The 23,727-nt window shown below is 61.3% G+C and carries 18 protein-coding genes and 1 tRNA gene; 8 read left to right on the forward strand and 11 right to left on the reverse strand.

From position 1 onward, the window contains the following. Positions 1-48: 48 nt before the first annotated feature. Positions 49-936, reverse strand: a complete 888-nt coding sequence (locus ABD653_RS13610; protein ID WP_160779176.1) for a DMT family transporter — start codon at positions 934-936, stop codon at positions 49-51. A 47-nt stretch (positions 937-983) separates the two neighbouring features. Here ABD653_RS13610 and ABD653_RS13615 point away from each other — a divergent pair, with 47 nt between their 5' ends. Next, positions 984-1,214 (forward strand): hypothetical protein, encoded by a 231-nt coding sequence (locus ABD653_RS13615; RefSeq protein WP_160779177.1) that lies wholly within the window; start codon positions 984-986, stop codon positions 1,212-1,214. 253 nt (positions 1,215-1,467) lie between these two features. Here the strand turns inward: ABD653_RS13615 and ABD653_RS13620 are convergent, their stop codons facing one another. After that, positions 1,468-3,009: a TadA family conjugal transfer-associated ATPase gene (locus tag ABD653_RS13620; protein WP_160779178.1), complete on the reverse strand. Its 1,542-nt coding sequence runs from the start codon at positions 3,007-3,009 to the stop codon at positions 1,468-1,470. Positions 3,010-3,234: 225 nt separating this feature from the next. On the opposite strand from ABD653_RS13620, the gene ABD653_RS13625 reads away from it, so the two are divergent. The 4 genes from ABD653_RS13625 to ABD653_RS13640 all read left to right on the forward strand — a co-directional run bounded on the left by ABD653_RS13625 (position 3,235) and on the right by ABD653_RS13640 (position 9,948). Next, positions 3,235-4,554 carry an O-antigen ligase family protein gene (locus ABD653_RS13625; protein ID WP_160779179.1) on the forward strand — a complete coding sequence of 440 codons (1,320 nt, stop codon included), beginning with the start codon at positions 3,235-3,237 and terminating at the stop codon, positions 4,552-4,554. A 105-nt stretch (positions 4,555-4,659) separates the two neighbouring features. Then, positions 4,660-5,571, forward strand: coding sequence for a DMT family transporter (locus ABD653_RS13630; RefSeq protein ID WP_160779180.1), 912 nt, complete (start codon positions 4,660-4,662; stop codon positions 5,569-5,571). Positions 5,572-5,688: 117 nt separating this feature from the next. Further along, positions 5,689-7,512 (forward strand): glutamine--fructose-6-phosphate transaminase (isomerizing), encoded by a 1,824-nt coding sequence (glmS, locus tag ABD653_RS13635; protein WP_160779181.1) that lies wholly within the window; start codon positions 5,689-5,691, stop codon positions 7,510-7,512. Positions 7,513-7,587: 75 nt separating this feature from the next. Further along, the gene (locus ABD653_RS13640; protein ID WP_160779182.1) at positions 7,588-9,948 is read left to right on the forward strand and encodes a putative bifunctional diguanylate cyclase/phosphodiesterase; all 2,361 of its coding nucleotides are present in this window, start codon (positions 7,588-7,590) and stop codon (positions 9,946-9,948) included. Here ABD653_RS13640 and purQ read toward each other — a convergent pair. Together purQ and purS are read right to left on the reverse strand one after the other, a co-directional pair. Continuing rightward, the gene (gene purQ / locus ABD653_RS13645) at positions 9,945-10,616 is read right to left on the reverse strand and encodes a phosphoribosylformylglycinamidine synthase subunit PurQ (RefSeq protein WP_160779183.1); all 672 of its coding nucleotides are present in this window, start codon (positions 10,614-10,616) and stop codon (positions 9,945-9,947) included. The genes ABD653_RS13640 and purQ overlap by 4 nt on opposite strands. Positions 10,617-10,620: 4 nt before the next feature. Next, positions 10,621-10,854, reverse strand: coding sequence for a phosphoribosylformylglycinamidine synthase subunit PurS (gene purS, locus ABD653_RS13650; RefSeq protein WP_160779184.1), 234 nt, complete (start codon positions 10,852-10,854; stop codon positions 10,621-10,623). A gap of 283 nt (positions 10,855-11,137) precedes the next feature. On the opposite strand from purS, the gene ABD653_RS13655 reads away from it, so the two are divergent. Then, on the forward strand, positions 11,138-13,369 hold the full coding sequence (locus ABD653_RS13655; protein ID WP_160779185.1) for a TonB-dependent receptor: 2,232 nt from the start codon (positions 11,138-11,140) through the stop codon (positions 13,367-13,369). A 66-nt stretch (positions 13,370-13,435) separates the two neighbouring features. Here ABD653_RS13655 and ABD653_RS13660 read toward each other — a convergent pair whose 3' ends face one another. After that, a complete protein-coding gene (locus tag ABD653_RS13660; RefSeq protein WP_160779186.1) occupies positions 13,436-16,312 on the reverse strand; it encodes a M16 family metallopeptidase in 2,877 nt (958 codons plus the stop codon). A 58-nt stretch (positions 16,313-16,370) separates the two neighbouring features. Beyond that, a complete protein-coding gene (purC, locus tag ABD653_RS13665) occupies positions 16,371-17,177 on the reverse strand; it encodes a phosphoribosylaminoimidazolesuccinocarboxamide synthase (protein WP_160779187.1) in 807 nt (268 codons plus the stop codon). 198 nt (positions 17,178-17,375) lie between these two features. On the opposite strand from purC, the gene ABD653_RS13670 reads away from it, so the two are divergent. Further along, on the forward strand, positions 17,376-18,320 hold the full coding sequence (locus ABD653_RS13670; protein WP_160779188.1) for a phosphoenolpyruvate carboxykinase (ATP): 945 nt from the start codon (positions 17,376-17,378) through the stop codon (positions 18,318-18,320). Between the two features lie 6 nt (positions 18,321-18,326). On the opposite strand, the gene ABD653_RS13675 is transcribed toward ABD653_RS13670, so the two are convergent. From ABD653_RS13675 to infA, 5 genes are all read right to left on the reverse strand, one after another. Next, positions 18,327-18,402: transfer RNA gene (locus ABD653_RS13675), tRNA-Phe, on the reverse strand. An 85-nt stretch (positions 18,403-18,487) separates the two neighbouring features. Further along, a complete protein-coding gene (locus ABD653_RS13680; RefSeq protein WP_160779189.1) occupies positions 18,488-18,667 on the reverse strand; it encodes a DNA gyrase inhibitor YacG in 180 nt (59 codons plus the stop codon). Then, positions 18,664-19,626, reverse strand: a complete 963-nt coding sequence (locus tag ABD653_RS13685) for a ribonuclease E/G family protein (RefSeq protein ID WP_160779190.1) — start codon at positions 19,624-19,626, stop codon at positions 18,664-18,666. The genes ABD653_RS13680 and ABD653_RS13685 overlap by 4 nt, the downstream gene beginning before the upstream one ends. Continuing rightward, on the reverse strand, positions 19,619-20,206 hold the full coding sequence (locus ABD653_RS13690; protein ID WP_160779191.1) for a Maf family protein: 588 nt from the start codon (positions 20,204-20,206) through the stop codon (positions 19,619-19,621). The genes ABD653_RS13685 and ABD653_RS13690 overlap by 8 nt, the downstream gene beginning before the upstream one ends. Positions 20,207-20,212: 6 nt before the next feature. Then, entirely contained in the window at positions 20,213-20,470 is a 258-nt protein-coding gene (gene infA / locus ABD653_RS13695; RefSeq protein ID WP_067600927.1) for a translation initiation factor IF-1, read from the reverse strand. A gap of 269 nt (positions 20,471-20,739) precedes the next feature. Between infA and ABD653_RS13700 the strand changes: the two genes are divergently transcribed. Further along, the gene (locus ABD653_RS13700; protein ID WP_160779192.1) at positions 20,740-23,697 is read left to right on the forward strand and encodes a TonB-dependent receptor; all 2,958 of its coding nucleotides are present in this window, start codon (positions 20,740-20,742) and stop codon (positions 23,695-23,697) included. Positions 23,698-23,727 lie beyond the last annotated feature (30 nt).

The raw sequence follows: 23,727 nt of genomic DNA on the forward strand, positions 1-23,727 counted from the left end.
CGTGCATCGTACACCAGGGAAACCAACCTCGACTGAACGGGTTCCCTATCACGTCTTTTTCAGGCGATGCTCGCGCCATGCGACGATCAGCCCTGAAACGATGATGAGCGGTGCGCCAATCCAGAGCGTGGCAGGGGGAACACGCTCGAACACGGTCCAGCCATAGGTCGTCGCCCAGATCAGGGCGGTGTAGTCCATCACGATGATGGTCGCGGCCGATCCGAAGCGGAGCGAGGTGGTGAGCAGCACCTGCGCCAAGGCGCCGGTCCCCGCCACTGCGAGGATCACCAGCCAGGTCATCGGGTCATGCGCTGACAGGACGAAGGGGAGCGCAAGAGCCGCCAGCGGCGTTGTCAGCGCGGTAAACCAGAAAATGATGCCATAGGGTGTTTCGGTCTTGTTGAGGTCCTGGATCTGGAAGGAGATCAGCGCGACCATGAAGGCGGCGACCAGCCCGACTGCCACTCCCAACGGATCGACGGCGTCACTGCCCCAGGGCTGCATCACGATGGCGACCCCGGCAAAGCCGACGATCACTGCACTCCAGCGGTAGAATCCAATCTTTTCGCGAAACAGCACGAGGGCCAGGATCACGGCAAACATCGGGGTGGTGAAACTGATGGTGGTCGCCTCTGCCAGCGGGAGCAGGATCACGGCACCATAGACGAATACCATGCCGGTAATGCCATAGATCGCGCGGCGGGCATGGGCGCCGAAACGCTTGGTCCGGATCTGTACGAGCCGTCCGGTGACTGCCAGCAACCCGCCAATGACCAGGAACGTCAGAAACTGGCGCCAGAAGATCATCTCCAGCAGATGCGCGCCGCGTTGTTCACCCAGCTTTACCAGCATGGCCATGGTCGCAAGGCTCAGCGCAGTGACCAGACGTAGTCCGAGCGCAAGAAACGGGCGCGGGCGTGCGACAGAGCCATCCATGGCCTTGCCCTAGTGCAACCTGGCGCGGATGCCCATATGGCCTCGCGATGGAATTTCTACGTGACCTGATCTTTGCCAGCGACGCCGAATTGCTCGCCCTTTGGGGCGTGGCATTCTTGCTGTTGGCCGGGTTTGCGACCCTGATGGAGCGCCGCCGTCTCAAAAGGGCCCGGATCGATCGCATCGGCTGGGTCCCTTGGTTCGGGATATTCTTCGTCAGCGTGATGCTCGGCGGCGGCCTGCTGGCGCTGGCCGTGCCGGGAATGATCAAGGGCTAGGGAGAGGGTAGGAGAGTAGGATTATTTGGTTTTCGCACGCCCTCCGGCGCGCGATATCCTCGCACCTTCGGTGCTGCGGGCGCCCGGTCGGGCTTGCGGCTTGCTAGGCGCAAGCCGTGCTCCGCCGCCAGGTCAATAGCTAGGAATGGTCCGGTCTACGACCAGTGGACCGCAAGGGCGACCGCCCGCCCGAGCTAATGCGAGGAAGCAAGGGGCGCGGACGCGCCCCGCCCGCAGGGTCAAAACAAAAGTTCTAGAGACACGCCTCAAGATAGGCTTGGTCAAACCCGAATTGACGGGCTTTTTCCAGCGTATAGGGACGCAGGCCACTGGGGCGGAATTCGCCGATGATCTTGCCGTCTTCGCTCTCGTCCAGATATTCGAACTTGAACAGGTTCTGGGTTACGATCACATCGCCTTCCATCCCGATTACCTCGGTGATGTCGGTGGTGCGGCGCGAACCGTCGCGCAGACGTTTCACCTGCACGATGATGTCGACCGATTCCGCGATCTGGCGCGAAATGGCTTCCTTCGGGATCTTGATGTCCCCCATCAGGATCATGTTTTCCATACGGCCCAGACACTCGCGCGGCGAGTTGGCGTGAAGCGTACACATGGAGCCATCGTGGCCGGTGTTCATGGCAGCAAGAAGGTCGAAACATTCCGCGCCACGAATCTCACCCAGGATAATGCGGTCCGGGCGCATACGCAGGGCGTTCTTCACCAGGTCACCAATGGTGATGGCACCCTGGCCTTCAAGGTTGGGCGGACGGGTTTCGAGCGGCAACCAGTGGGGCTGCTGCAAGCGAAGCTCGGCGGCGTCCTCGATTGTCAGCACACGCTCACCCGGGTCGATCATTTTCGACAGGGCGTTGAGCATGGTCGTTTTACCCGAGCCGGTACCGCCCGAGATCACAATGTTCATCCGGCAAGCGCCTGCAATCTTCAGCGCAGTACACATCTTGTCGCTCATCGAACCGAAGTCCTTGAGCATGTCGAGCGTGATCGGCTTCTCGGAGAACTTACGAATGGAGATTGCCGTGCCTTTGAGCGAAAGCGGCGGTACGATCACGTTCACACGCGAGCCGTCTTTCAAGCGGGCATCGGCCAGCGGTGTGGTCTGGTCGACGCGGCGGCCGACCTGGTTCACGATGCGCTGGGCGATCTGGAACAGATGCTGTTCGTCACGGAAGCGGATTGGCGCGATGACCAATTTGCCGCCTTTTTCGATGTAGGTCTGGTCGGGGCCGTTGACCATGATGTCCGACACGTCGGGATCGTTCAGCAGCTCTTCGAGCGGACCGAAGCCGAGCAGTTCGTCGATCAGAACCTTTTCGAGCGCAAATTGCTCGCGGCGGTTCAGAGTGACTTTGAGTTCCGCCAGCACCTCCATGATGATCGGGCGGAATTCTTCCGACAGTTCATCCTTGGTCAGCGTGGCAGCAGCTTCGGGGTCGACACGTTCGAGCAGGCGGGGGAGCACCTGTTCCTTGATCTTGTGGACGCTGGCTTCGAAGCCGCCGATGTCGGCCTGGCCGCTGTGGACGGCATTGGCCCGGTCGGCGAGGCGCGTCATCGCGTCTTCTTGTGCAGGCGGGGTGCTCGATGCCGGGGCTGCGCCCGGGACGCTGGCGTCGTCGGACTCGCCTGGAAGCGGCGGGAATTGATCCCCGCCAGAGGCTGCATTGTCCTTGCTTGCGCGCTCGCCGCCCTTCATCGGGCGGGCCACGCCGAAGGCCGGGCGTCCGCCCGATCCTGCGCCGCCAGCTCCGCTCTTGCGTCCGAATGCACTCATTCCCTGTCCCCCAGGTCGTAATCGATTCATGCCAAGGTTCATCGTCGCTTTTGGGCGAAGAGGACCTTCCGAAGCTTGGTGAATAGAAAGGAAACCTTATTTTTTTCCTAAATTTTCCGATCGGGAATGCTGCGTCGCGCTTGCCTGCCTTAGACCCCGAGCGCGGCGGAACGGGCCACAAACGATGGTAAATATTCCTTAATCGGGCTCGATTAATCAGCCTTCATGGTTTCGATGAATCTTACCGAGCAAGACGCGTCTTCCACGAAAGGGATGCTGCAGGGCTATGTAGTCCCGGTGGCAATCCTTGTCGCGATCCTGATGCCGATCGTCTCTGGCGTGGTCTATCCGACCTATATGCACCGCATGCCGGTACTGTCGCTGGAGTTCTCGCGGCTGATAGAGGCGCCATTCCTTCTGGCCGAGCTTGGCGTCGTGATATGGGCCTATCGGGTTGGTCTTGATCGCGGAAAGATATGGCAGGCCTTGCCGCGCGATGTGCAATGGGCAACCGGCGCCTTGATTGCCGGGCTTACCATCAGCAGCATCTTCATTTCGCGCAGCACCAGCGCTTCGATGACGCATTCCCTGATGTATGTGCTGCACCTGTTTTTCGCGATGTCGGTCTATTCCCTGGCGAGGCACTATGGCGTCGACAGCATTCGCAAAGTGCTGCCAGTATTTGGCATAGGCCTGGTGACTTTGGCGATATTCACGGCGGTGCGGTTCAGCTTTCCGCCGCCGGCCGAGAAGGTTTTTGGCGGAGTGATCGAATGGGAGTCTGCGCTTCCCGGCTTCATCAATGTGCGCCATTTCGGGGCCTGGACAGGAGCCATCGCAGCCGGTTTCGCGATCAAGATCCTGTTCGTGGACGAAGCCCGCAAACTGGGCTGGAGCCATTTCTTCTATTGCCTTGCTGCGGGTATGACCGTGTGGTCGGGTACCCGCGCTGCCCTTCTCGGCATGGTCGTCGTCCTTCTCGTCACGATTATTTCGCTGCGCAGGTTTCCTGACATCCGCAATATTGGCATTGCCTTCCTGCTTACGGCATTTGCGATGGGAGTAGCGTTCCTGCTCCTGCCGCCAGACCCGGCATTCTACCTGTTCAATCTCAATGACACGGCAAGCGCCAATTCGCTGACCAGCGGACGATTGAAGCTGTGGGAACAGACCTATGATCGCTGGCTCGCTTCCCCCCTGTTCGGTTGGGGTTCCGGATCAACCTTCTGGGAGGTCGATATCGGCTGGAGCCACACGCAACCGCACAATGTAGTCCTGCAATATCTCATATCCTGGGGCATTCTCGGCGCAGCGGGCGGCTTGTGGCTGGTCGGGCGAATGATCAAGGCGGTTCATCGTCCGGCTATCGCCGAACCTGTGCTGCTGCCCCTGTTGGCCATCATGTATTGCCTGCTGTTCCAGAGCTTGCTGGAAGGGATGCTGCATTATCCGCGCTACATCATGGCCATCATCATGCTGGGCGGCTTGATCCTTGTCGCGTCGCGCGAGAATGTGAAAGACGAGGCCTGGGGCCGCCGTGCCTAGCTGAGACGTCCCTGGCGGAAACCTGCTTGTCTGATTTGTGAAGGGCTGTATCGACGCCCCGGATCAGGACCGTATCCCAACGGGCCTGAAAAGGGAGCGTGCGCGGTGCAGCAGGATGATCGCAGCGGATTGCTGTTTGCACTGGCGGGCTTTGCATGCCTCTCGGTCGGCGATGCCGTCATCAAGACTATCAGCGGCGAATGGTCCCCGATCGCGGTTGCCGCGCTGCGTTTCACATTCGGCGCCGTTGGCTTGGCGATCTTGCTCGGCATGCGCGAAGGGGTGGCAGGGTTTCGCCCGAGTCATCCTTGGTTGCAGTTGGGCCGCGGATTTTGCCTCGCAATGGCAACCTTGGGATTCTTCTCGGCGATCTTCGTGATGCCTCTGGCAGAAGCGACCGCCCTGGTTTTCCTGGCCCCGATCCTGACCGCGCTCTTGAGTGGTCCCCTGCTGGGCGAGAAGGTGCGCCCGGCTGTCTGGATCGCGTCCGTCGCAGCTTTCGTGGGGGTTTTGGTGATCCTGCGACCCAATGTTGCGGCCTTGGGCGTCACGGCCTTCCTGCCCGTTGGTGCGGCCTTTTTCATGGCGCTGCTGATGATCGCCAATCGCGCTGCTGCGGGGCAGGGGAGCGTGCTGTCGATGCAGGCCTATATGGCGATTAGCGCCGCGGCGATCCTGGCAGTCGCAGCCTTTATCGGGCGGGCAAGCGGCATCGAGATTCTGCAATTTGGCTGGCCGGACCTTTCCATTGTGCTGCGTTGTGCAGTGGTTGCGGTCACTGCCAGCACAGCCCATTGGCTGGTCTTCATGGGAACAACACGGGCGGGAGCTGCATCGATCGCCCCGATGACCTATGTCCAGCTACTGGTCGCCAGCGCATTGGGCTGGTGGTGGTTCGATGACAGCCCAGATCTGGGCACACTGGCAGGGGCGGCGATCATCATCGGGGCCGGATTGTTCCTGTGGCAGCAGGGACGGTTTTCACGCATCGCGCCTGCGAAAAGCTCGAAGCGCTAATTTGCCGGTTAATACCGTGGAATCCTGCGCACAAATCGTCTAGCGCCCCGCCAAGCGTCGGGCGCGCGGGCCAAAAGAGCCTATTTCTTACAGATTTTCTGACGGGACAGACTACGCATGTGCGGAATTATCGGAATTGTTAGCCCAGATGCCGTCTCAGAGCGGTTGGTCGATGGCCTGCGGCGCATGGAATACCGGGGCTATGACAGCGCTGGCGTGTGCACCATCGAGGATGGCCAACTGGTCAGGCGAAGGGCCAAGGGCAAACTGAAGAATCTCGAAGAAGAATTGTCGGGCAATCCCGCGCCGGGCAATGTCGGTATCGCCCATACGCGCTGGGCCACGCACGGGGCACCTACCGAGCATAATGCGCACCCGCATGCGACCGATGACGTTGCCTTGGTCCACAATGGCATTATCGAGAATTTCAAGCCACTTCGTGAGGAACTGCAGCAGGCCGGACGCACGCTGGAGAGCGATACCGACAGTGAAGTCGTCGCGCATCTCGTCTCGCATGAGTTCGAGAAGGGTCTCAGCCCGCAAGATGCCATCAAGGCCGTGCTGCCGCGTCTGCGCGGTGCCTTTGCGCTGGCGATCGCCTTTCGCCAGCACCCTGATTTGCTGATTGGCGCGCGGCTCGGCTCGCCACTGGTGGTCGGCTATGGTGACGGGGAAATGTTCCTCGGGTCTGATGCTTTGGCACTTGCCCCCCTGACCCAGAAGATCACCTATCTCGAAGAGGGTGACTGGGTTGTCATCACGCGCGACACAGCGACGATTTATGACAGCGAGAACAAAGTTGTAGAGCGGCCCGTTGTTGCTTCCGGTGCTTCTGCTGCTGCGGTGGAGAAGGGCAATTACCGCCACTTCATGCAGAAAGAGATCTACGAACAGCCGACGGTCGTTGCGCAGACGCTGAACAGCTATGTTCGGCAAGCGGACGAAAGCGTGGCCTTGCCTCAGATCGATTTCGACCTGTCAGCGATAAAGCGGATCACCATCGTGGCCTGCGGCACGTCGTTCTATGCTGGCATGGTGGCCAAGTACTGGTTCGAAACCTTTGCTCGCGTCCCCGTCGATATCGATGTTGCGAGCGAGTTCCGCTATCGCGAGCCCGTGCTCGAAGAAGGCGGCCTGGCGATCTTCATTTCGCAAAGTGGCGAGACGGCCGATACGCTCGCCGCGCTGCGCCACTGCAAGGAAAACGGCCAGACCATCGCGACGGTGGTGAATGTTCCAACCAGTTCGATGGCACGTGAAGCCGACCTGATTCTGCCGACCCATGCAGGGCCCGAGATCGGCGTCGCGTCGACCAAGGCGTTTACCTGCCAGCTGGCCGTTCTGGCTGCGTTGGCTGCGCATCTGGCCGTCGCCAAGGGCAAGATGAACCGTGCCGAAGAGCAAGAGGTTGTGCGCCATTTGATTGAGGCTCCTGCGGCCCTCAATGCCGCGCTCGATCATGATGACGATATTGCCGCAATGGCGCCGTTGATCGCACCGGCGCGCGATGTGCTTTATCTCGGGCGCGGGCCGGACTATCCGCTCGCGCTGGAAGGAGCCCTGAAGCTCAAGGAAATCAGCTATATCCATGCCGAAGGATACGCTTCGGGCGAGATGAAGCATGGCCCGATCGCCTTGATCGATGAAGAAGTGCCGGTGATCGTTCTCGCTCCGTCGGGCCCGCTGTTTGAGAAAACGGTTTCGAACATGGAGGAAGTGCGTGCTCGGGGCGGGCAGGTCGTGCTTATTTCCGATGCCAAGGGGCTTGCAGAAGCTGGCGATGGTTGCATCGCAACGATCGAGATGCCCGATGTCCATCCGCTGATCGCGCCGCTGGTCTATGCCGTACCAGTCCAGCTGCTGGCCTATCATGTTGCTGTTGTGAAGGGCACGGACGTCGACCAGCCGCGCAATCTGGCGAAGTCGGTTACCGTCGAATAGCGGCCTGACAATGCGCGTCTTTTTGGCGCCGGCGCTTTACGTGGAAATAACTATTCAGGCCTAAGGATCGGCCGCGTGAGCGAGAACCGATCCCATACGCTGACCTTGCCAGAAAGGTTGCCGCTGCTCGCCGTCCTCGGGTTGAAAGACACCGAAGGGACGGATTGGCCGCGGCTGCGTGCATTGCAATATGCCCGTGTGGGACGCTCGTCCTTCGCGCGGGTCGGTACGCATAGTGTGATCGCCGGTCTCGCATTCTGGATCAGCTGGGGGCAGGTAGGAGCGATTGCGTTGCTCGCCTGGCTGGCAGCATTGGGTTGCGCGGCTTCGGTGTTTGCACGCCAGGATCACAAGCTGGGCAAGGCCGCCGCGTCCACATTGTCGCGCAAGGATGCAAAGCACCACGCAAAGGGTGCATTGGCCATTGGCCTGGTCTGGTCGGCTTTGCTGCTTTTCGTGGCCGTCACCGGCCAACCCGGGGCACTCGAGACTCTCTGGATGATTGCGATGCTGGTCCCGGTTGGTTCCGCGATCTTCCTGGGATCGGCACCGCTCAGCGCGACTGTCATCATCCTGACAACCGGCTCAACTGCCGCGGGATTGTTTGCGTGGACAGGCAATGTCGAGGCGGCCGGTTCAGTGACGATCCTGACCGCTTTGCTGCTCTATGGCGTGATGACCCGTGCCGAAGCGTTTCTGCGCGCCTGTGTCGCCGAAGGGGGCATGGCCGAAAAGAACGAGGTGGTGTCGCTGCTCCTGCGTGAATTCGAGGAGAACGAGGCGGACTGGCTGTGGCAGATCGATACCAATCGCCGGATCCGCTCCGCATCGCCGCGCTTCGCCTTCGCCTTCGGGGTCGAACCTGAAGAGATCGAAGGGATGCCGTTCCTGCAGCTGATTTCCGGCCCGGCATGGGATACCGGCCAATTCCCGACCAGCCTGCACGATCTCGCCGAGCGGCTCAAACGACGCGAAAATTTCTCCAACTTGCTGGTCAAGGTCACACTAGGCAGCGAGCACCGGTGGTGGGAGCTTTCGGGCACACCGATGCTGGACCAAAAGGGGCGCCATGTCGGTTTCCGCGGGGTTGGCTCCGATGTTACCGAACAGCGCGAGTCCTCGGAAAAAATCGCCTATCTGGCGCGGTACGATACGCTTACCGGTTTGCCCAATCGCCTGATGTTGAACGAAGCTCTGGGCGAGGCCATGCGCTATGCCCGCCAGTGGCGCTCGCGCAGTGCGTTCCTGATGATCGATCTCGACCGCTTCAAGGCAGTCAATGATTCCCTTGGCCATCTGGTGGGGGATCGCCTGTTGGCGCAGGTCTCCAACCGGCTGAAAGAAATCCTGACCGAGAACGAAATGTGCGGCCGGCTTGGGGGAGACGAATTCGCCATCGTCATCCGTGACGCTTCCGATGCCGGAACCGTTTCGACAGTGGCCAAGAGGATAATCGACCGGCTTTCACAGCCTTACGAGGTGGACAATCACACGCTGTATGTTGGGGCCAGTGTCGGCTCTGCCGTCGCACCGCGCGATGGCAACAGCGTCGAGGAATTGATGCGCAATGCCGATCTCGCGCTGTACCGCTCGAAAGATCTCGGTGGCGGCGAGCATTGCGAATATGAACCATCGCTCCACGCATCGGCAGAAGAACGTCGCCAGCTGGAATTTTCTTTGCGCAAGGCGCTCGAGCGTGACGAAATGGTGCTCAATTTCCAGCCCGTGGTCGATGCGCATCGAGAAGAGATCGTCAGTTTCGAGGCGCTGCTGCGTTGGCAGAGCAAGGATCATGGCTTTGTCAGCCCGGCCAAGTTTATCCCGCTGGCAGAAGAAACCCGCCTGATCGTGCCAATCGGCACCTGGGTGCTGCAACAGGCCTGTATCGAAGCGGCCCGTTGGCCTTCGCACATCAAGGTCAATATCAACGTCTCCCCCGAACAGCTGATCGAGCCGGACTTTGCGCCCACTGTCGTGCGCGCCTTGGCCCAGAGTGGGCTGGAAGCGAGCCGGTTGGAAATCGAAGTGACCGAGAGCATTTTCATGCGCGATGCCCAAGTCGCTGGCGCTGCTCTGGAAGAGGTCATGGCGCTGGGTTGCCAGGTCGCACTCGATGATTTCGGCACTGGCTATTCCTCGCTCGGCTACCTGCGCAAATTGCGATTCTCGACCATCAAGGTCGATCGCAGCTTCGTTCAGGGGGCGGCACAGGGCAGCAACGAAAGCCTTGCCATCATCCGTGCGGTGGTGGCCATGGCGGAAAGCCTTGAGATGTCGACCACGGCCGAAGGAGTGGAAACCAGCGAGGAAGCCGCGATGATCCGCAGCCTGGGCTGTAACAAGATCCAGGGCTATTACTTTGGCCGGCCGATGACCGATGTCGATGCGCGCAAGCTGGTCGAGCCGAAACTGCCCGGAACTCAGATTTCCCTTTAAGCGACGGCGAGCCCTTCAAGCGCCGTCTTGAACAGGGCCAACCCGTCAGTTCCCCCATGCGCTGCATCCACAGCGCGTTCGGGATGGGGCATCATACCCAGAACATTGCACGCTGCATTAAGCACCCCGGCAATGTCACGTTGCGAGCCATTGGGATTGTCTACGTAACGAAAGGCGACCCGTCCGTCGCCTTCCAGTCGGTCAAGCGTCGTATCATCGGCGAAATAATTGCCATCGTGATGCGCGACCGGGATGTCGATCTGCTGACCGGCATCATAGCCCGAGGTGAACAGCGTTTGCGCATTGGCGACTTCCAACCCGACTGTGCGGCAAATGAAAGTCTGGCCGGCATTGCGCATCAGCGCGCCGGGTAGCAGTCCGCTTTCGGTCAGGACCTGGAACCCGTTGCAGACGCCCAGTACGGGGACACCACGCCCGGCCTGTTCAACCACGGCCCGCATGATCGGGCTGTTGGCGGCCATGGCGCCAGAACGTAGATAGTCACCATAGGAAAATCCGCCGGGCAAAGCGATGAAATCGAGATTTTCGGGCAGCGCGCTGTCCCCGTGCCACACGCGCAGCGGGGCGGTGCCGGATGCGAGCTCCAGCGCCACTGCCATGTCACGGTCGCAATTGGATCCCGGGAATGTGATGACGGCAGCACGCATGACGTTAACTCACCTTCTCGATGCGGTAGTTCTCGATCACGGTATTGGCGAGCAGCTTTTCGCACATTTCGGTCAGCGCATCGTCGCTGGTGCCATCGGCCACATCCAGTTCGACCAGCCGGCCGATGCGGACATCTTCGACGCCTGCAAAGCCAAGCCCATCCAGCGCATGATGGACGGCACGCCCCTGCGGATCGAGCACCCCTGGCTTCAGGCTGACATGGATGCGGATCTTCATGGGAGGGCTCCGGGTGCAAAGGTTTGGCAATGGGCTATTTGCGAGACCCTATAGCGGGCCTCCGTTGCGCTGCAATCCCGCTATGCGCGTGCATCCACCACCGCGGCAGCGCCCCAGCTTGCGTTACATCAATGTTACACCTGCGGAGCAAACTATACCGCAATGCAACAAAACGGGGCGTTTCCTAACCATTTGGCTCGCATCCGCGGCTAAGAGACGGCAAATTCAAAGACCACGTAAAGTTACGTCGTCCCGATGCGCTGCAGCTATTCACGAGGAACCGATGACTAAACGCTCCACCATACTCCGCCATTCCATGGCGACCGCTTGCGTCGCTGCCCTTGCTACTGCCGGACTGGCAGCCCCTGCTTATGCGCAAGACGCAGAAGAGCCGGCGGCTGAAACCGAAACCGGCGGCCTTGGCGTTATTGTCGTCACGGCGAACCGTCGCGAGGAAAATCTGCAGGACGTGGCGATTTCCGCTGCAACGCTGCAGGAAGACCGCGTCCAGGCGCTGTTTGCCGCCGGTGCGGATAACACTGCGCTTTCCGGCCAGGTGCCCGGTCTGTTCGTCGAAAGCTCCAATGGACGTGCGGCCCCGCGCTTCTACATTCGCGGCCTTGGCAATACCGATTTCGACCTTGCGGCATCGCAGCCGGTTTCGGTTATCATGGACGATGTAGTGCTCGAAAACGTCACATTGAAGAGCTTCCCGCTGTTCGACGTTGACCGGATCGAAGTCCTGCGTGGCCCGCAGGGTACGCTGTTCGGTCGTAACACGCCGGCCGGCATCGTAAAGATCGACACCAAGAAGCCGACCTTCGAAACCACCGCCCAGGGCTCGCTCAGCTATGGTAGCTTCGGTTCCGTCGCGGTCGATTTCGGGATCGGCGGTTCGCTGGTCGACGATTTTCTCGCCGTGCGCCTGTCGGGCCTTTACCAGCACCGCAACGACTATATCGATAACGGCTTTACCGGTCAGGAAGATGCGCTGGGCGAGTATGATGACTTCGCCATTCGCGGCCAGGTCCTGCTTACGCCGTCCGAAGATCTCTCGATCCTGGTCAGCGGCCAGTATCGTGACCTCAATGGCACCTCGACGCTGTTCCGTGCCAATATCCTGGGCCCGGGCAACAATGATCTGAACGCCAATTATGATCGTGACACCGTGTTTTACGATGCCGGCGACGGCAACCAGGCCGGATACGAGACGGCCGGTGCCTCGGCCAAGGTCGATTACGACGCCGGATTTGCGACACTGACCTCGATCACGTCCTATTATGACAGTTCCGGTTCCAGCCGCGGCGATATTGACGGTGGCTTCGGTGCCGCATTCCTGCCGTTCCAGGGCCCGGGTTTCATTCCGTTCCCGTCAGACACGCAGGACTCGATCGAGCTGGAGCAAATCACCCACGAGGTGCGCCTGGCGTCGAATAATGATGGCCCGATCACCTGGCAGGTGGGCGGCTATGGCTTCTGGAGTGACTTCAGCGTCACCACCCAAGGCTTCAACTTCCCGCCCCCTGTTACTGTGCGTCACCGCAACGATGCGTGGGCGGCCTTCGGCCAGATCACGGCGCAGGTTTCCGAAGCCATCCGCCTGACCGGCGGGCTGCGCTACACCGAAGATGACAAGAACTTCGTCGTCGTGTCCGGGGCTGCGCCGCAGTTCCGCGCGGTCGAGGAATCGCGGGTCAGCTGGGATCTTAGCGCCTTTGCCGATCTGTCGGATGATGCGAGCGTCTACGCCCGCGTGGCCAGCGGTTTCCGTGCGCCGACCATCCAGGGCCGCGATGTCGCATTCTTCAATCCGCCATCGATCGCCACGTCTGAAAAGATCATGTCGTATGAAGTCGGCTTCAAATCGGAACTGGCCGACCGCCGGATCCGCCTCAATGGCGCGGTATTCTACTACAATGTCGATGACCCCCAGTTCACTGCAGTTGGTGGCGCGGGCAACCTCGTCCAGCTGGTCAATGCGAACAAGGGGCAGGGCTACGGCTTTGAGCTCGACAGTGCGTTCCAGATCACGGATTATTTCACCGTCACAGCAGGCGTCGCGTGGAACAATACCGAGATCAAGGACAACGCATTGGCTGTGGGCATCTGCGCCCAGTGCACAGTCACCGATCCGACCACGGTCATCAACGGCACCACGCGCGCGCTGGTGGACGGCAACCCGTTCCCCAACGCTCCGGAATTCACTGCCGATGTGACCGCGCAGCTCGATATCCCGGTCAGCGATAACTACAAGGTGTTCGCATTCACCGACTGGCAGTATCAGGGGAAGACCAACTTCTTCCTTTATGAGAGCCTGGAATTCAATTCGAACAACCAGGTCGAAGGCGGCCTGCGCGTCGGCTTTGGCCCGATCGATGGCGACTGGGAGCTGGCCGTGTTCGCCCGCAACATCACCAATGCCGACAATCTGAAGGGCGGGATCGACTTCAACAACAACACCGCGTTCGTCAACGAGCCCCGCGTGATCGGTATCTCCGGCCGCTTCAGCTACTAAGCCGCGAACGGTCTGTTATCAGAAGGGGGGCGTCCTGCGGGGCGCCCCCTTTTTTCGTGGGTCGGTCTATTCAGGGCTCGACGCGGCTTCTTCAGGCCTCGGCAGCGCAACAAATTTCACCGCACCGTCAGCTGTGAGATATTGCTCCGCCACTTCGCGTAACCGCTCCGCAGTAACCGCTGTGTAGCGATCCTTGGCCGCGAGATAGCGCGGGATAGTGTCCGTCTGGCTCTGAGCCCGGACGGTATAGCGCATCCAGCTACCATTGGTTTTCAGCGTGTTGTCGAGGCCTTCCAGGATCGGCTGTCGGGCCCGCTGCATGACATCGTCGGAAACCGCAGTCTGGCGCAAGCGGGCGACGGTGGCTTCGATCGCCTCCCGCGTCGCTTCGACTTCATTCACCTCGACACCTGCGCGGATGCCGAATGTGCCATAGCCGTCATAATAGCGGGACTGGCTGTTGCCGACGCCGGGAGAATAGGCCTTGCCCAGCTTCTCGCGCAGCGCTTCGGTAATTTCCAGATCGATTACAGCGCGCAGCATGTTGAGCTCGATGCTCGCGACCGGATCGGCATAGTCGCGCGTTGGCCAGACATAGCTGACCAGCGCCTGGTCCCGCTCCCCGTCGTGATAGATGGTTTTCTCGCCGCGCTGGGCGGTAAAGGTCCGTTTGCGGCTTTCGGGATAGTCGCGGAAAGCTGCCTCGCGTTCGGGCAAAGCGGCCAGCGTTTTTGCGACCAGATCAATCGCACGTGCCTCGTCGAAATCGCCGACAATCGCGACTTCCATCGCTCCTTTGGCAAGCCGGTCCGAAATCGCATCGCGCAAGACATCGAAATCGAGCGCTTTGAATGTCTCTTGCTCGGGTAGGGTGAAACGCGGATCATTGTCCGACAGGATTGCGCCCGAGGCATTGCCCAGCGCGCTGCTAGGTGTGGCCGTCACTCTGGCGTAAAAATCGTCGAGGCTGTTGCGGAACCGGGTAATCGGCTCAGGCCGATAGCCCGGATCGGTCAGATAGGCGGCAATCAATTGAAGCTGCAGTTCCAAGTCGCGCGGGGTCGTTCCGCGGCTGATCCGGAAACTGTCGGTTCCGCTGCCGATGGCAAAGCTCGCGCTGCGGCCGGCCAGGACCGACTGCAATTCGTCCTGGGAATACTGGCCCAGCCCGCCAGCTGCGAACAGGCCGGTCAGGTCGGTCAACAGCGGCTGCTCGCGGCTCTCGAGGAAATTGCCCCCATCGATGGTGACGGCCACGCTGACGCGATCTTCCTGCAGCGCGGTTTTCTTCAGGTTCAGCCGCACGCCATTGTCGAAAATGATGCGGCGGATGCCCAGCGCATCGCCTGTTTCATCGGAAACGACGCTGCCCGGGGCTCCGAACTCGGTGTAGTTCCATTCGGCGGTGGCCACGGTTTCAAGCGGTGCGACGGGTTGCGCCATCGCTGTGTCCCACGCGCTGCGCAAGGCTTGCTCGCCGCCTTCGGGCGTGGTGCGGCCCTGATAGCGGATCAGCGGCTGTTCCAGCGGCACCAAGTCGGCCTGCACGGCTGCCATAACGGCTTTGGGCGTCGCCTCTGCTGCGACCTGCTCGAACAGCGCCAGGTTGAAGTCGGGCGAGGTGGGCACACGGTCATTGCGGGCCAGGTTGATGGCGCGGCCGACGAATGCTGCGTGGCTGCGCGTAGCCTTGCCTGCAATCGCGTTCTCGAGCCCGGTGCGCCGCCGCGCGATCTGTTCGGCGATCTCGGCCTCTGTCACGCCAAAGGCCAGGAACTGCCGGTACAGTCCGACGGCAGCCTGCAGTCCTTCTTCCCAGCGCCCGGCAATGGCGTTGACGCTCAGCGTAGTCTGTCGGCCCGCTTCGAAGACGTCGGACGTCCCGACCCCGGCACTGCGGAAGGGCGGCTCTTCCGACCGGGTCAGGCGAGTGAAGCGCCGGCCAAGGATCGAGTATCCGATCGAGCGCATCAGCGCGTCGCGACGGTTCTGGGCAGTATCTTTACGTTCTATCCATTCAGCATTGGCAGCAAGGGTGATCTGCTCGTCCAGCGCGGGATCGACATAGATGTCGATCGCATCCTTGTAATCCGGGTTGATCGGACCAGCGCCAGGTTGCGGCTCGCCCTGTTTGGCCTGCCAATCGCCGAACCGCTCGCGGATCGCGGCCTCGACAGCGGCAGGATCGAAATCACCGACAACCACCAGCGTGGTCTTTTCGGGAATGTAATTGCGCTCCCAAAACCCCTTCAGCGTCGCTGCGTCGGCGGTGCCGATATCCTCGCGGTCAATCACCGGGAAGCGGTTGGCAAGTTGGGAGCCGGGCACGAAGAAATCGATCTGGTCGGCGGCATTGAGGCGCGCGAATGTGGTTCGGTCGCGCCGTTCGGCCAGCAAGACACCTCGCTCGCGCTCCACCGCATCGACATCGAACAAGAGCTCGCTGGCGGTCTCGCGCATCAGCATCAGGGCCGTGCCAAGCAATTCGGGATCATTATTGGGCAGGTCGAGCCGGTATTGGGTGTAATCGAATGCGGTCGCGGCATTGGTGTCTGCGCCAAACGCGAGGCCAAGCCGCTCCAGCAGTTTGACCATCTCGCCTTCGGGCACATTGGTCGAACCGTTGAAGGCCATATGCTCGACGAAATGGGCCAATCCGCGTTCGTTGTCGCGTTCGTCCAGCCGCCCTGCGCCCACTTCCATACGCACCAGCCCGGTGCCTTCGGGTGTTGCGTTCTGGCGAATGACGTAGCGCATGCCATTGTCGAGCTGGCCAAATACATAGCCATCCTCTGCGGCAAGGTCGCTTTCCTCGAACGCCCAGGTCGGCGCCGGAGTAGCGGCCGCAGCGGCTTCGCTGGCGGTAGCGGTGGCAGTTTCCTGTGCAGCAAGCGGCACAGCGACGATCAGCGCAAGTGGCGCTGCGAGAATGAGACCCTTCATGCCGTGCACAGTGGCGTACAGTCCTGCCCGCGGCAAGACCCAACATGTTGAAGTGGCATTACTTCTTTGGTTTCGGCTTCCCGCGCAGGCGGCCGCGATGGGCGGACAGATCGAACACTTCGCCAGGCGTGTTCTCTTCGTCGTTTTGCAGCAGGCCCAAACGGCGCGCGACTTCCTGATAGGCTTCGCTTTCACCGCCAAGGTCGCGACGGAAACGGTCTTTGTCCAGTTTCTCGCCGGTTTTCATGTCCCACAGGCGACAACCATCGGGGCTGATCTCGTCGGCCAGGATCACGCGGCTGAAATCGCCTTCATAGATGCGCCCGAATTCCAGTTTGAAATCCACCAGGCGAATATCGATGGCGGCGAACATGCCGCACATGAAATCGTTGATGCGGATGGCCATGCTGGCGATATCCTGCATCTCTTCCGGGCTGGCCCAGTTGAAACAGGCGATATGCTCTTCCGCGATCAGCGGATCACCCAGCGCATCGTCCTTGAAATAATACTCGATCAGTGTGTGGGGCAGGGGGTCGCCCTCGGTCAGACCCAGACGCTTGCAAATCGATCCGGCGGCGACATTGCGCAGCACCACTTCGATCGGGATAATCTCGGCCTGTCGTACCAATTGCTCGCGCATATTGAGGCGACGGATGAAATGCGTCGGAATGCCGATATGCGACAGGCGCGTGAAGACATGCTCGCTGATGCGATTGTTGATCACACCCTTGCCGTTGATCGTGCCTTTCTTCTCCGCGTTGAAAGCGGTCGCATCATCCTTGAAATACTGGATGATCGTCCCGGGTTCGGGACCTTCATAGAGGATCTTGGCCTTGCCTTCATAAATCTGGCGACGACGCGACATGTCAGGGGCACCTTTCGGCTGGAAAACACATCGCCCCGGCTGCGGTCCTGTCCAGGTACGCATGGGCCGGGGCGAGGCCTGACCCCTTAGCGCGCATTGGTGGCCCGTGCAATTGTCGCGCAATTGTCGCGCAATTGTCGTGCAATCGCCCTGATGGGGCCTTGCGCCGTTTTAGGGCAGCCGCCACACAAGCGCGTGATGGACAGGGTCAATACACGCCAGGCAGATACCAAGCTGCCGCAGTTCAGCTATCGCCATTCCGGCTGTGTGATCCGCTCCGATCTGGAGCTCCCGGAATGGCAGTGTTTCGCAGAGGATCACGCGCCTGATCCCGCTGAGATCGAGATCCGTTTCGACTGCAATCTGTCCGGCGATGCGCCCCCGGCGCAACATCCGTCTGCTACGCGCGATAGCCTGCGCTTTACGATTGACCAGGTTGGCACCTGGCGGATCGATGCGGGTGGCGAGATCGCGCTCCAGCCTTTTGACGGACATGATCCAGCGGCACTGCGCCTGTTCACTCTTGGCAGCGCTTGGGGCGCCTTGGGATATCAGCGTGGCTGGCCGATGGTGCATGGCAGCGCGGTTCTTGCAGCGAAGGGTGCTGCGCTGTTTTGTGGGCCGCAAGAAGCCGGCAAATCGACCATGGCTGCGGCTCTGGTGGAGAGCGGGCTTCCCTTGGTTTCGGACGATCTGAGCCGCGCCAAAGTGGATGAGCAAGCGGGCGGTGCGGTGCTCTATCCGTCGAGCAGCCGGATCAAGCTGTGGCAACCTGCAATTGATCATCTGGAATGGGGCACGCGCGAGATGGTTCGCGATCATGCGCGGGAGGAGAAATTCCACCTCTCGGCAGATCGGCATGTGGGCAGTGCTGAACCCGTACCGCTGGCGGCCATATACGCGCTGGAGTTTGGCGACGAGTTGTCGATCGAGCGGGTGACGGGCGCCGATGCTGCCGCGCTGGTGCTGAAGGGCACGATGTATCGCAAGCAGTTCCTGCATGCGATGGGGCGGCTGCCCGAACAGGCGGTCCATGCAGCGCAGATCGCGGCCAGCACGCCGGTTTACCGGCTCACGCGGCCGCGCGACCTGATGCAGCTTCACACAGTGAGCCAAGCGGTCAGCGATCATCTGTCAGGTTAGGGAAGGTGGTGCCTCGGGGCGGATTCGAACCACCGACACCGCGATTTTCAGTCGCGTGCTCTACCAACTGAGCTACCGAGGCATTCGCTTGCGATCCGGCACCAATAGCACCGTGAACAAGTGAGTGCGCGCCTATGGCGAAGGGCGCTGGGATTGGCAAGGGGGAATCATTCCTCCCTCACAATCTCCTCTGGCGAGGCGGGCCGCCCCGGGACCGAGTAGCCATCATTGAACCATTGCGCGAGATCGCGATCCTTGCATCTGACGGAGCAGAACGGCGCATGATCGGCGCTGCGCGGTTTCTTGCAGATCGGGCATTTGCGGGTGCGGGCGGCAGGTTCGGTCATGATGGTACCGCCTGCGCGAATCCACCGCCGAGGGCAAGGCCCGGATCGGTGATGATCGATACTTGCCTGCCGGTCCTCCGTGCCAGCTCTTCCAGCCATTCGGGTTTGAGTTTTGCCTTGATCGCGGGATGGACGGTCAGCTGCAGCGTACCGGGTTCTTCCACTCGCTCGGCCTGCCGCAAGACCATGCGCGCCGCCGCGCCAACGCGCGAAGTGGCCATACGGTGGAGCAGTGAAGGCCCCTCGAGCCGGGCAACCAGCTGGACGAAGCCAAACCCGTTCATCGCGGTGCGTTCATGCGGCCAGTGCACCAACGCGCTTGCCAGTGCCTCGTCCACTGCACGTCGACCGGCCTTGTCGGCGACGGTCGGGAAATCGATCCCGATCGATCCGCCAAGATCGAATTGCTGCAATGACCGGGAAAGGGCAGGAACAGCAGCCAGGGACAGGTTCTTAGCCGAACCGTCACCATCGATATCGACCAGTGTCATGGCCGGGGTCACGCTGAATAGCAGCGACCCTCCGTCAAAAGCGACTTCGCCGTCCCATGCCGAAGTCCAGACATCTTCCCATAGCCCGGCGGGGAAGCTGCGCACGCTATCGCCGAGCAAGAACACATCATGGGCGCGGTCTTGCGCTTCCTGATCGGTCAGGATCAGCCGTCCCTGCGCGCGTTTGTGGCGACCGCGCTCGGCAATCGGAGCACGGGTAATATGGATCGGCAGGATCTTGCCCTCGGTCGCATGGGCAGGAAGCTTGTCCAGCAATATCTCGACGCCTTTGTCCGTCTTCGCAACGCCGCGCGGCGAACCGGACTGGCGCGATACCAGCTTTGCCGGAATGGCCTGTCCCGCCACCAATTCGCCGGGCCAGTGCAGTTTCGCGGCGATCACCTCGCCCTTGTCGATGCAGATCGAGCGGGTTTCGCCGATCCCGTGCTCGGTCAGCCATTCAGGCAAGGGGAAGCCCTGCCGCCTTCAACAATGCGCGGGTTTCGAACAGGGGCAGGCCAACCACGCCGGTATAGCTGCCCTGCATCCAATCGATCAGCCCTGCCGCCTGGCCCTGGATGGCGTATCCTGCGGCCTTGCCGATCCCTTCGCCACTGGCGGCGTAATCGGCAATTTCGGCGTCGGACAATCGTTTGAATCGCACTTTCGAGGGCACGACGCGGGATCTTACCGTGCCATCCCGGTCGATCACCGCCATGGCAGCATAGACCGTGTGCCTGCGACCCGAGAGCAAACCCAGGAACTGCGCGACTTCGTCGGAACTGTTGGCCTGGGGAAAGATGCGGCGCCCTGCGGCCACGGTTGTATCGCCGGCGAGGATGATGTCCTCGCCGTCGCGTGTCACTGCCTGCGCCTTCTCCACTGCCATGCGTTCGGCATAGATCCGCGGAAGCTCGCCCTTGCGGGGCTCTTCATCAATATCGGGAGACTGGATCCGGTCAGGGACCACGCCGATTTGGGCCAGCAGCTCGCGACGGCGCGGGCTGGAACTCGCCAGGACTAAACGGGGTGTGGGGGCCTCTGCCACCAGAGCTTATGCTGGGCCCGGACCCTGACCGGGGCCGCCGCGACCGGGCATAAAGCGGTAGGTAATGCGTGCCTTGGTCAGGTCGTAAGGCGTCAATTCGCACAGCACCTCGTCACCCACCAGCACGCGGATGCGGTTCTTGCGCATCTTGCCGGCCGTGTGGCCCAGAACTTCATGGCCATTCTCGAGCTCGACCCGGAACATCGCATTGGGCAGCAGTTCCACCACCTTGCCGCGCATTTCGAGGAGTTCTTCTTTTGCCATGTAGTCCTGATTTCCGTGTCTTGTCCGAGGTAAGGCGCGCCCTTTAGCGGGGCGCTACACAAAAGGAAAGCCTTGGCGGGGAAATGGCCCGTTTCCGACCAGCAGCACAGAATTGTCGACCAGCGACAATTTGTTACGTTTCTGCCACTTGCTACGGCGGAACCTATCCGACAGCACCGGCGTTGGGTGGGGAAATTGAAAAGGGTTCTGCTGCGTTGCGCTACTTTGCTGGTCTTCCCCTCGTTGCCCTTGTCGCAGCTGTTCCCGCCATGGCCCAGGATACGTCGCCAGAGCCCTCTCCCGAGCCAGCGGTAGAGGAAGCGCGCGACACCAATCCGTCTGACACCCGCTTCAACGAGCAAGGCGAAATCGTCGTCACTGCAGACCGGATACCGGGCCAGCTGGATGTGCCCCAGGCACCGCTGGTGGAGCTGGATGCCGAAGATATCGCCGGTTTCGGGGTTGGCTCGATCCAGGAACTGGTCGCACAGCTGGAGCCGGCGACCGGCTCTGCCCGTGGTCGTGGCGGTGGTGGCCGCCCGGTCTTCCTGATCAACGGCATTCGTGTCAGCAGTTTTCGCGAATTCTTTCGCTATCCGCCGGAAGCCTTGCGCAAGGTCGAGGTGTTGCCCGAAGAGGTCGCCCAGCGCTTTGGCTTTCCGCCTGACCGGCGGGTGATCAACTTCATTCTCAAGGACGATTTCCGCAGCCGCGAGGTGGAGGTGGAATATGAACAGCCCGACCGTGGCGGCTATTCCCGTACCGAACAGGAATTCGGCCTGCTCGCGATTACCGGAGGGGGGCGGCTCAACTTCAACTTCGAGCATAATGACACATCGTTGCTGACCGAGGCCGAGCGAGACATCATCCAGACACCGGGCAGTTTCTCCACGGTGCCGGGTGACCCTGACCCCGCGGCCGCACGCAGCCTGGTGGCTGACAGTCGGGGTCTCGAGGGCACGATCAATTGGGCCAAATCCTTCACCGAAAGCGGTGCTTCGCTGAGCCTGAGCGGCAATATGGAACGGCAGGATCGCCGCTCGCTGTCCGGCCTCGACACTGTCACCCTGACTGATCCGGCGGGCAATTCCGTTTTACGGACCTTCAATGACGGCGATCCGCTGGAAGTGAATTCGAGAACCGACAGCGCCAATGTCGCAATTGGCTATGCGCGCCCTCTCGGCTCCTTCCAGCTGACTGCGACAGCCAATGGTGCCCTGTCCGGCACGCGCACCCGGATAGACCGCCGCGCGGATACCCGCGTCTTGCAGAACCGCGCGCTCTTCGGAGCCTTCGCCCTGGACGCGCCGATCCCGCCGCTGGTTGATCCCGGCTTCGATACAGCCAACACCGATACCGTCACCGCCTCCACCAAGGTCACGTTGCGTGGGCGCCCGCTGCGGCTGCCGGCCGGGGAATTGGGGCTGACTTTCGATGTCGGCTATAACTGGAACAGCATCGATAGCGACGACACCCGCAGCGCCACCGCTGCCAGCCTGACCCGTGGTGTGCTCGAGGCCGGTGTGAACGTCGCCATCCCGCTCACCAGCCGGCGTGAAAACGCGCTTGGCGCGATCGGCGATTTCTCGCTCAATTTGCAGGCCGGGATCGATCACTTCTCCGACTTCGGCACTTTGCGCGATTACAGCGTCAGCCTGATCTGGAAACCGTTCGACGATCTGCAGCTGGCTGCGACCTATGTCGATAACGAACAGGCTCCGTCGCTCTTCCAGCTCGGCAACCCGCAAATCACCAGTTTCAACGTGCCGGTCTTTGATCTGGTCAACGGGCGGACGGAGCTGGTGACGCTGACCAGCGGCGGGAATCCCGACCTGTTGGCCGAAAGCCAGCGCGACTGGAAATTCTCCGGCAACTGGAAGCTTCCAATCGGCGGGGATGTCCGGCTCAATCTGGAATATATCCGCAACAAATCGGACAATGTGACCAGTTCCTTCCCGGCGCTGACCGAAGCCATCGAAGCGGCTTTCCCGGAACGGATCACGCGCGATGCAACCGGGCGCCTGACAGCGCTCGATTTCCGGCCTGTGACCTTTGCCGAAACGCGGGCCAACCGGCTTTCGATCGGCCTTAATATGCGCGGGCAGATCGGCAAGAAGCCGGAGCGCCCGAGCGGACCGCCCCCGGGTGTGCGTGGCGGTGGCCAGCCAGGTGGCCCGCCCGCTGGTCGTCCCGGACGCCCGCCGGCTGATGGCGCCAGCGGCCCGCCCGCACCCGCAGCAACCGGCTCTCAAGCTGCGCGCGGTGGTGGACCGGGCACAGGCAGGGGCGGTGGTGGCCGGTTTCAGGCCATGCGAGAGCGTTTCTGCAACACGCCCGAAGGCCAGATGCCCGATCTTACCGGCGTGCCGGAACCGATGCTGGCGCGTCTGCGCGGCCCCGATGGTGAACTCGACCCGGAAAAGGTCAAACAGGCCCAGCAACGGTTCTGCGGTGAACGTGGCCAACAGGACATGGATCGCTTTGCCCAGCTGCGCGAGAAACTATGCAAGGACGAGCCGGACCTTGAAGGTCTTCCCGAGCCGATGCTGGCGCGCCTGCGCGGCCCCGATGGCACAATCGATCCTGAGCGCCTCAAGCAGGTCAAGCAACGCATTTGCGCCGATGGCGATGCAGGCGGCGAAGCGGGAGCTAGCGGCCAACGAGGCGGCCCGCCCGCGCAAGCCCGCGGCGGCGGCAGACGTGGTGGCGGCTTCAATCCATTTGGTGGCGGTGGCCGGGGTGGCGATACGCGGCCCCGTTACTTCTTGTCACTCAATCACACGATTGAGCTCGATAATTCGATCCTGATCGCTCCGGGTGTTCCGGTGCTGGACCAGCTGGACGGGGATGCCACATCAACTTTCGGCCTGCCGGAAAACAGCACCCGGCTGGAGGCGGGTATCTTCTGGAACGGATACGGCATGCGCGTTTCCGGGCGATATGTCGGATCGGCCTTCGTTCAGGGATCAGGGCTGCCGGGCAGCACCGATCTGTTTATCGATGATCTGGCGACCGTGGGCCTGCGCGCCTTTGTCGACTTCGGCCGTGCGCTGAACAAGGACAAAGGCTTCCTGAAGGGCTTCCGCGTTAGCGTGCGGGCAGACAATATCTTTGACGGTCGCCGCATCGTGCGTGACCAGAATGGCGATATTCCCTTGCGGTTCCAGCCACTTCTGGTCGACCCCACAGGGCGCTATCTGGGCATTGATCTGCGCAAGCTGTTCTGATCGGCTATGATGCTGCCGGGCGCTGCCTGG

This window comes from Parerythrobacter jejuensis (genome assembly GCF_039536765.1).
GTDB classification, from domain to species: Bacteria; Pseudomonadota; Alphaproteobacteria; order Sphingomonadales; family Sphingomonadaceae; genus Parerythrobacter; species Parerythrobacter jejuensis.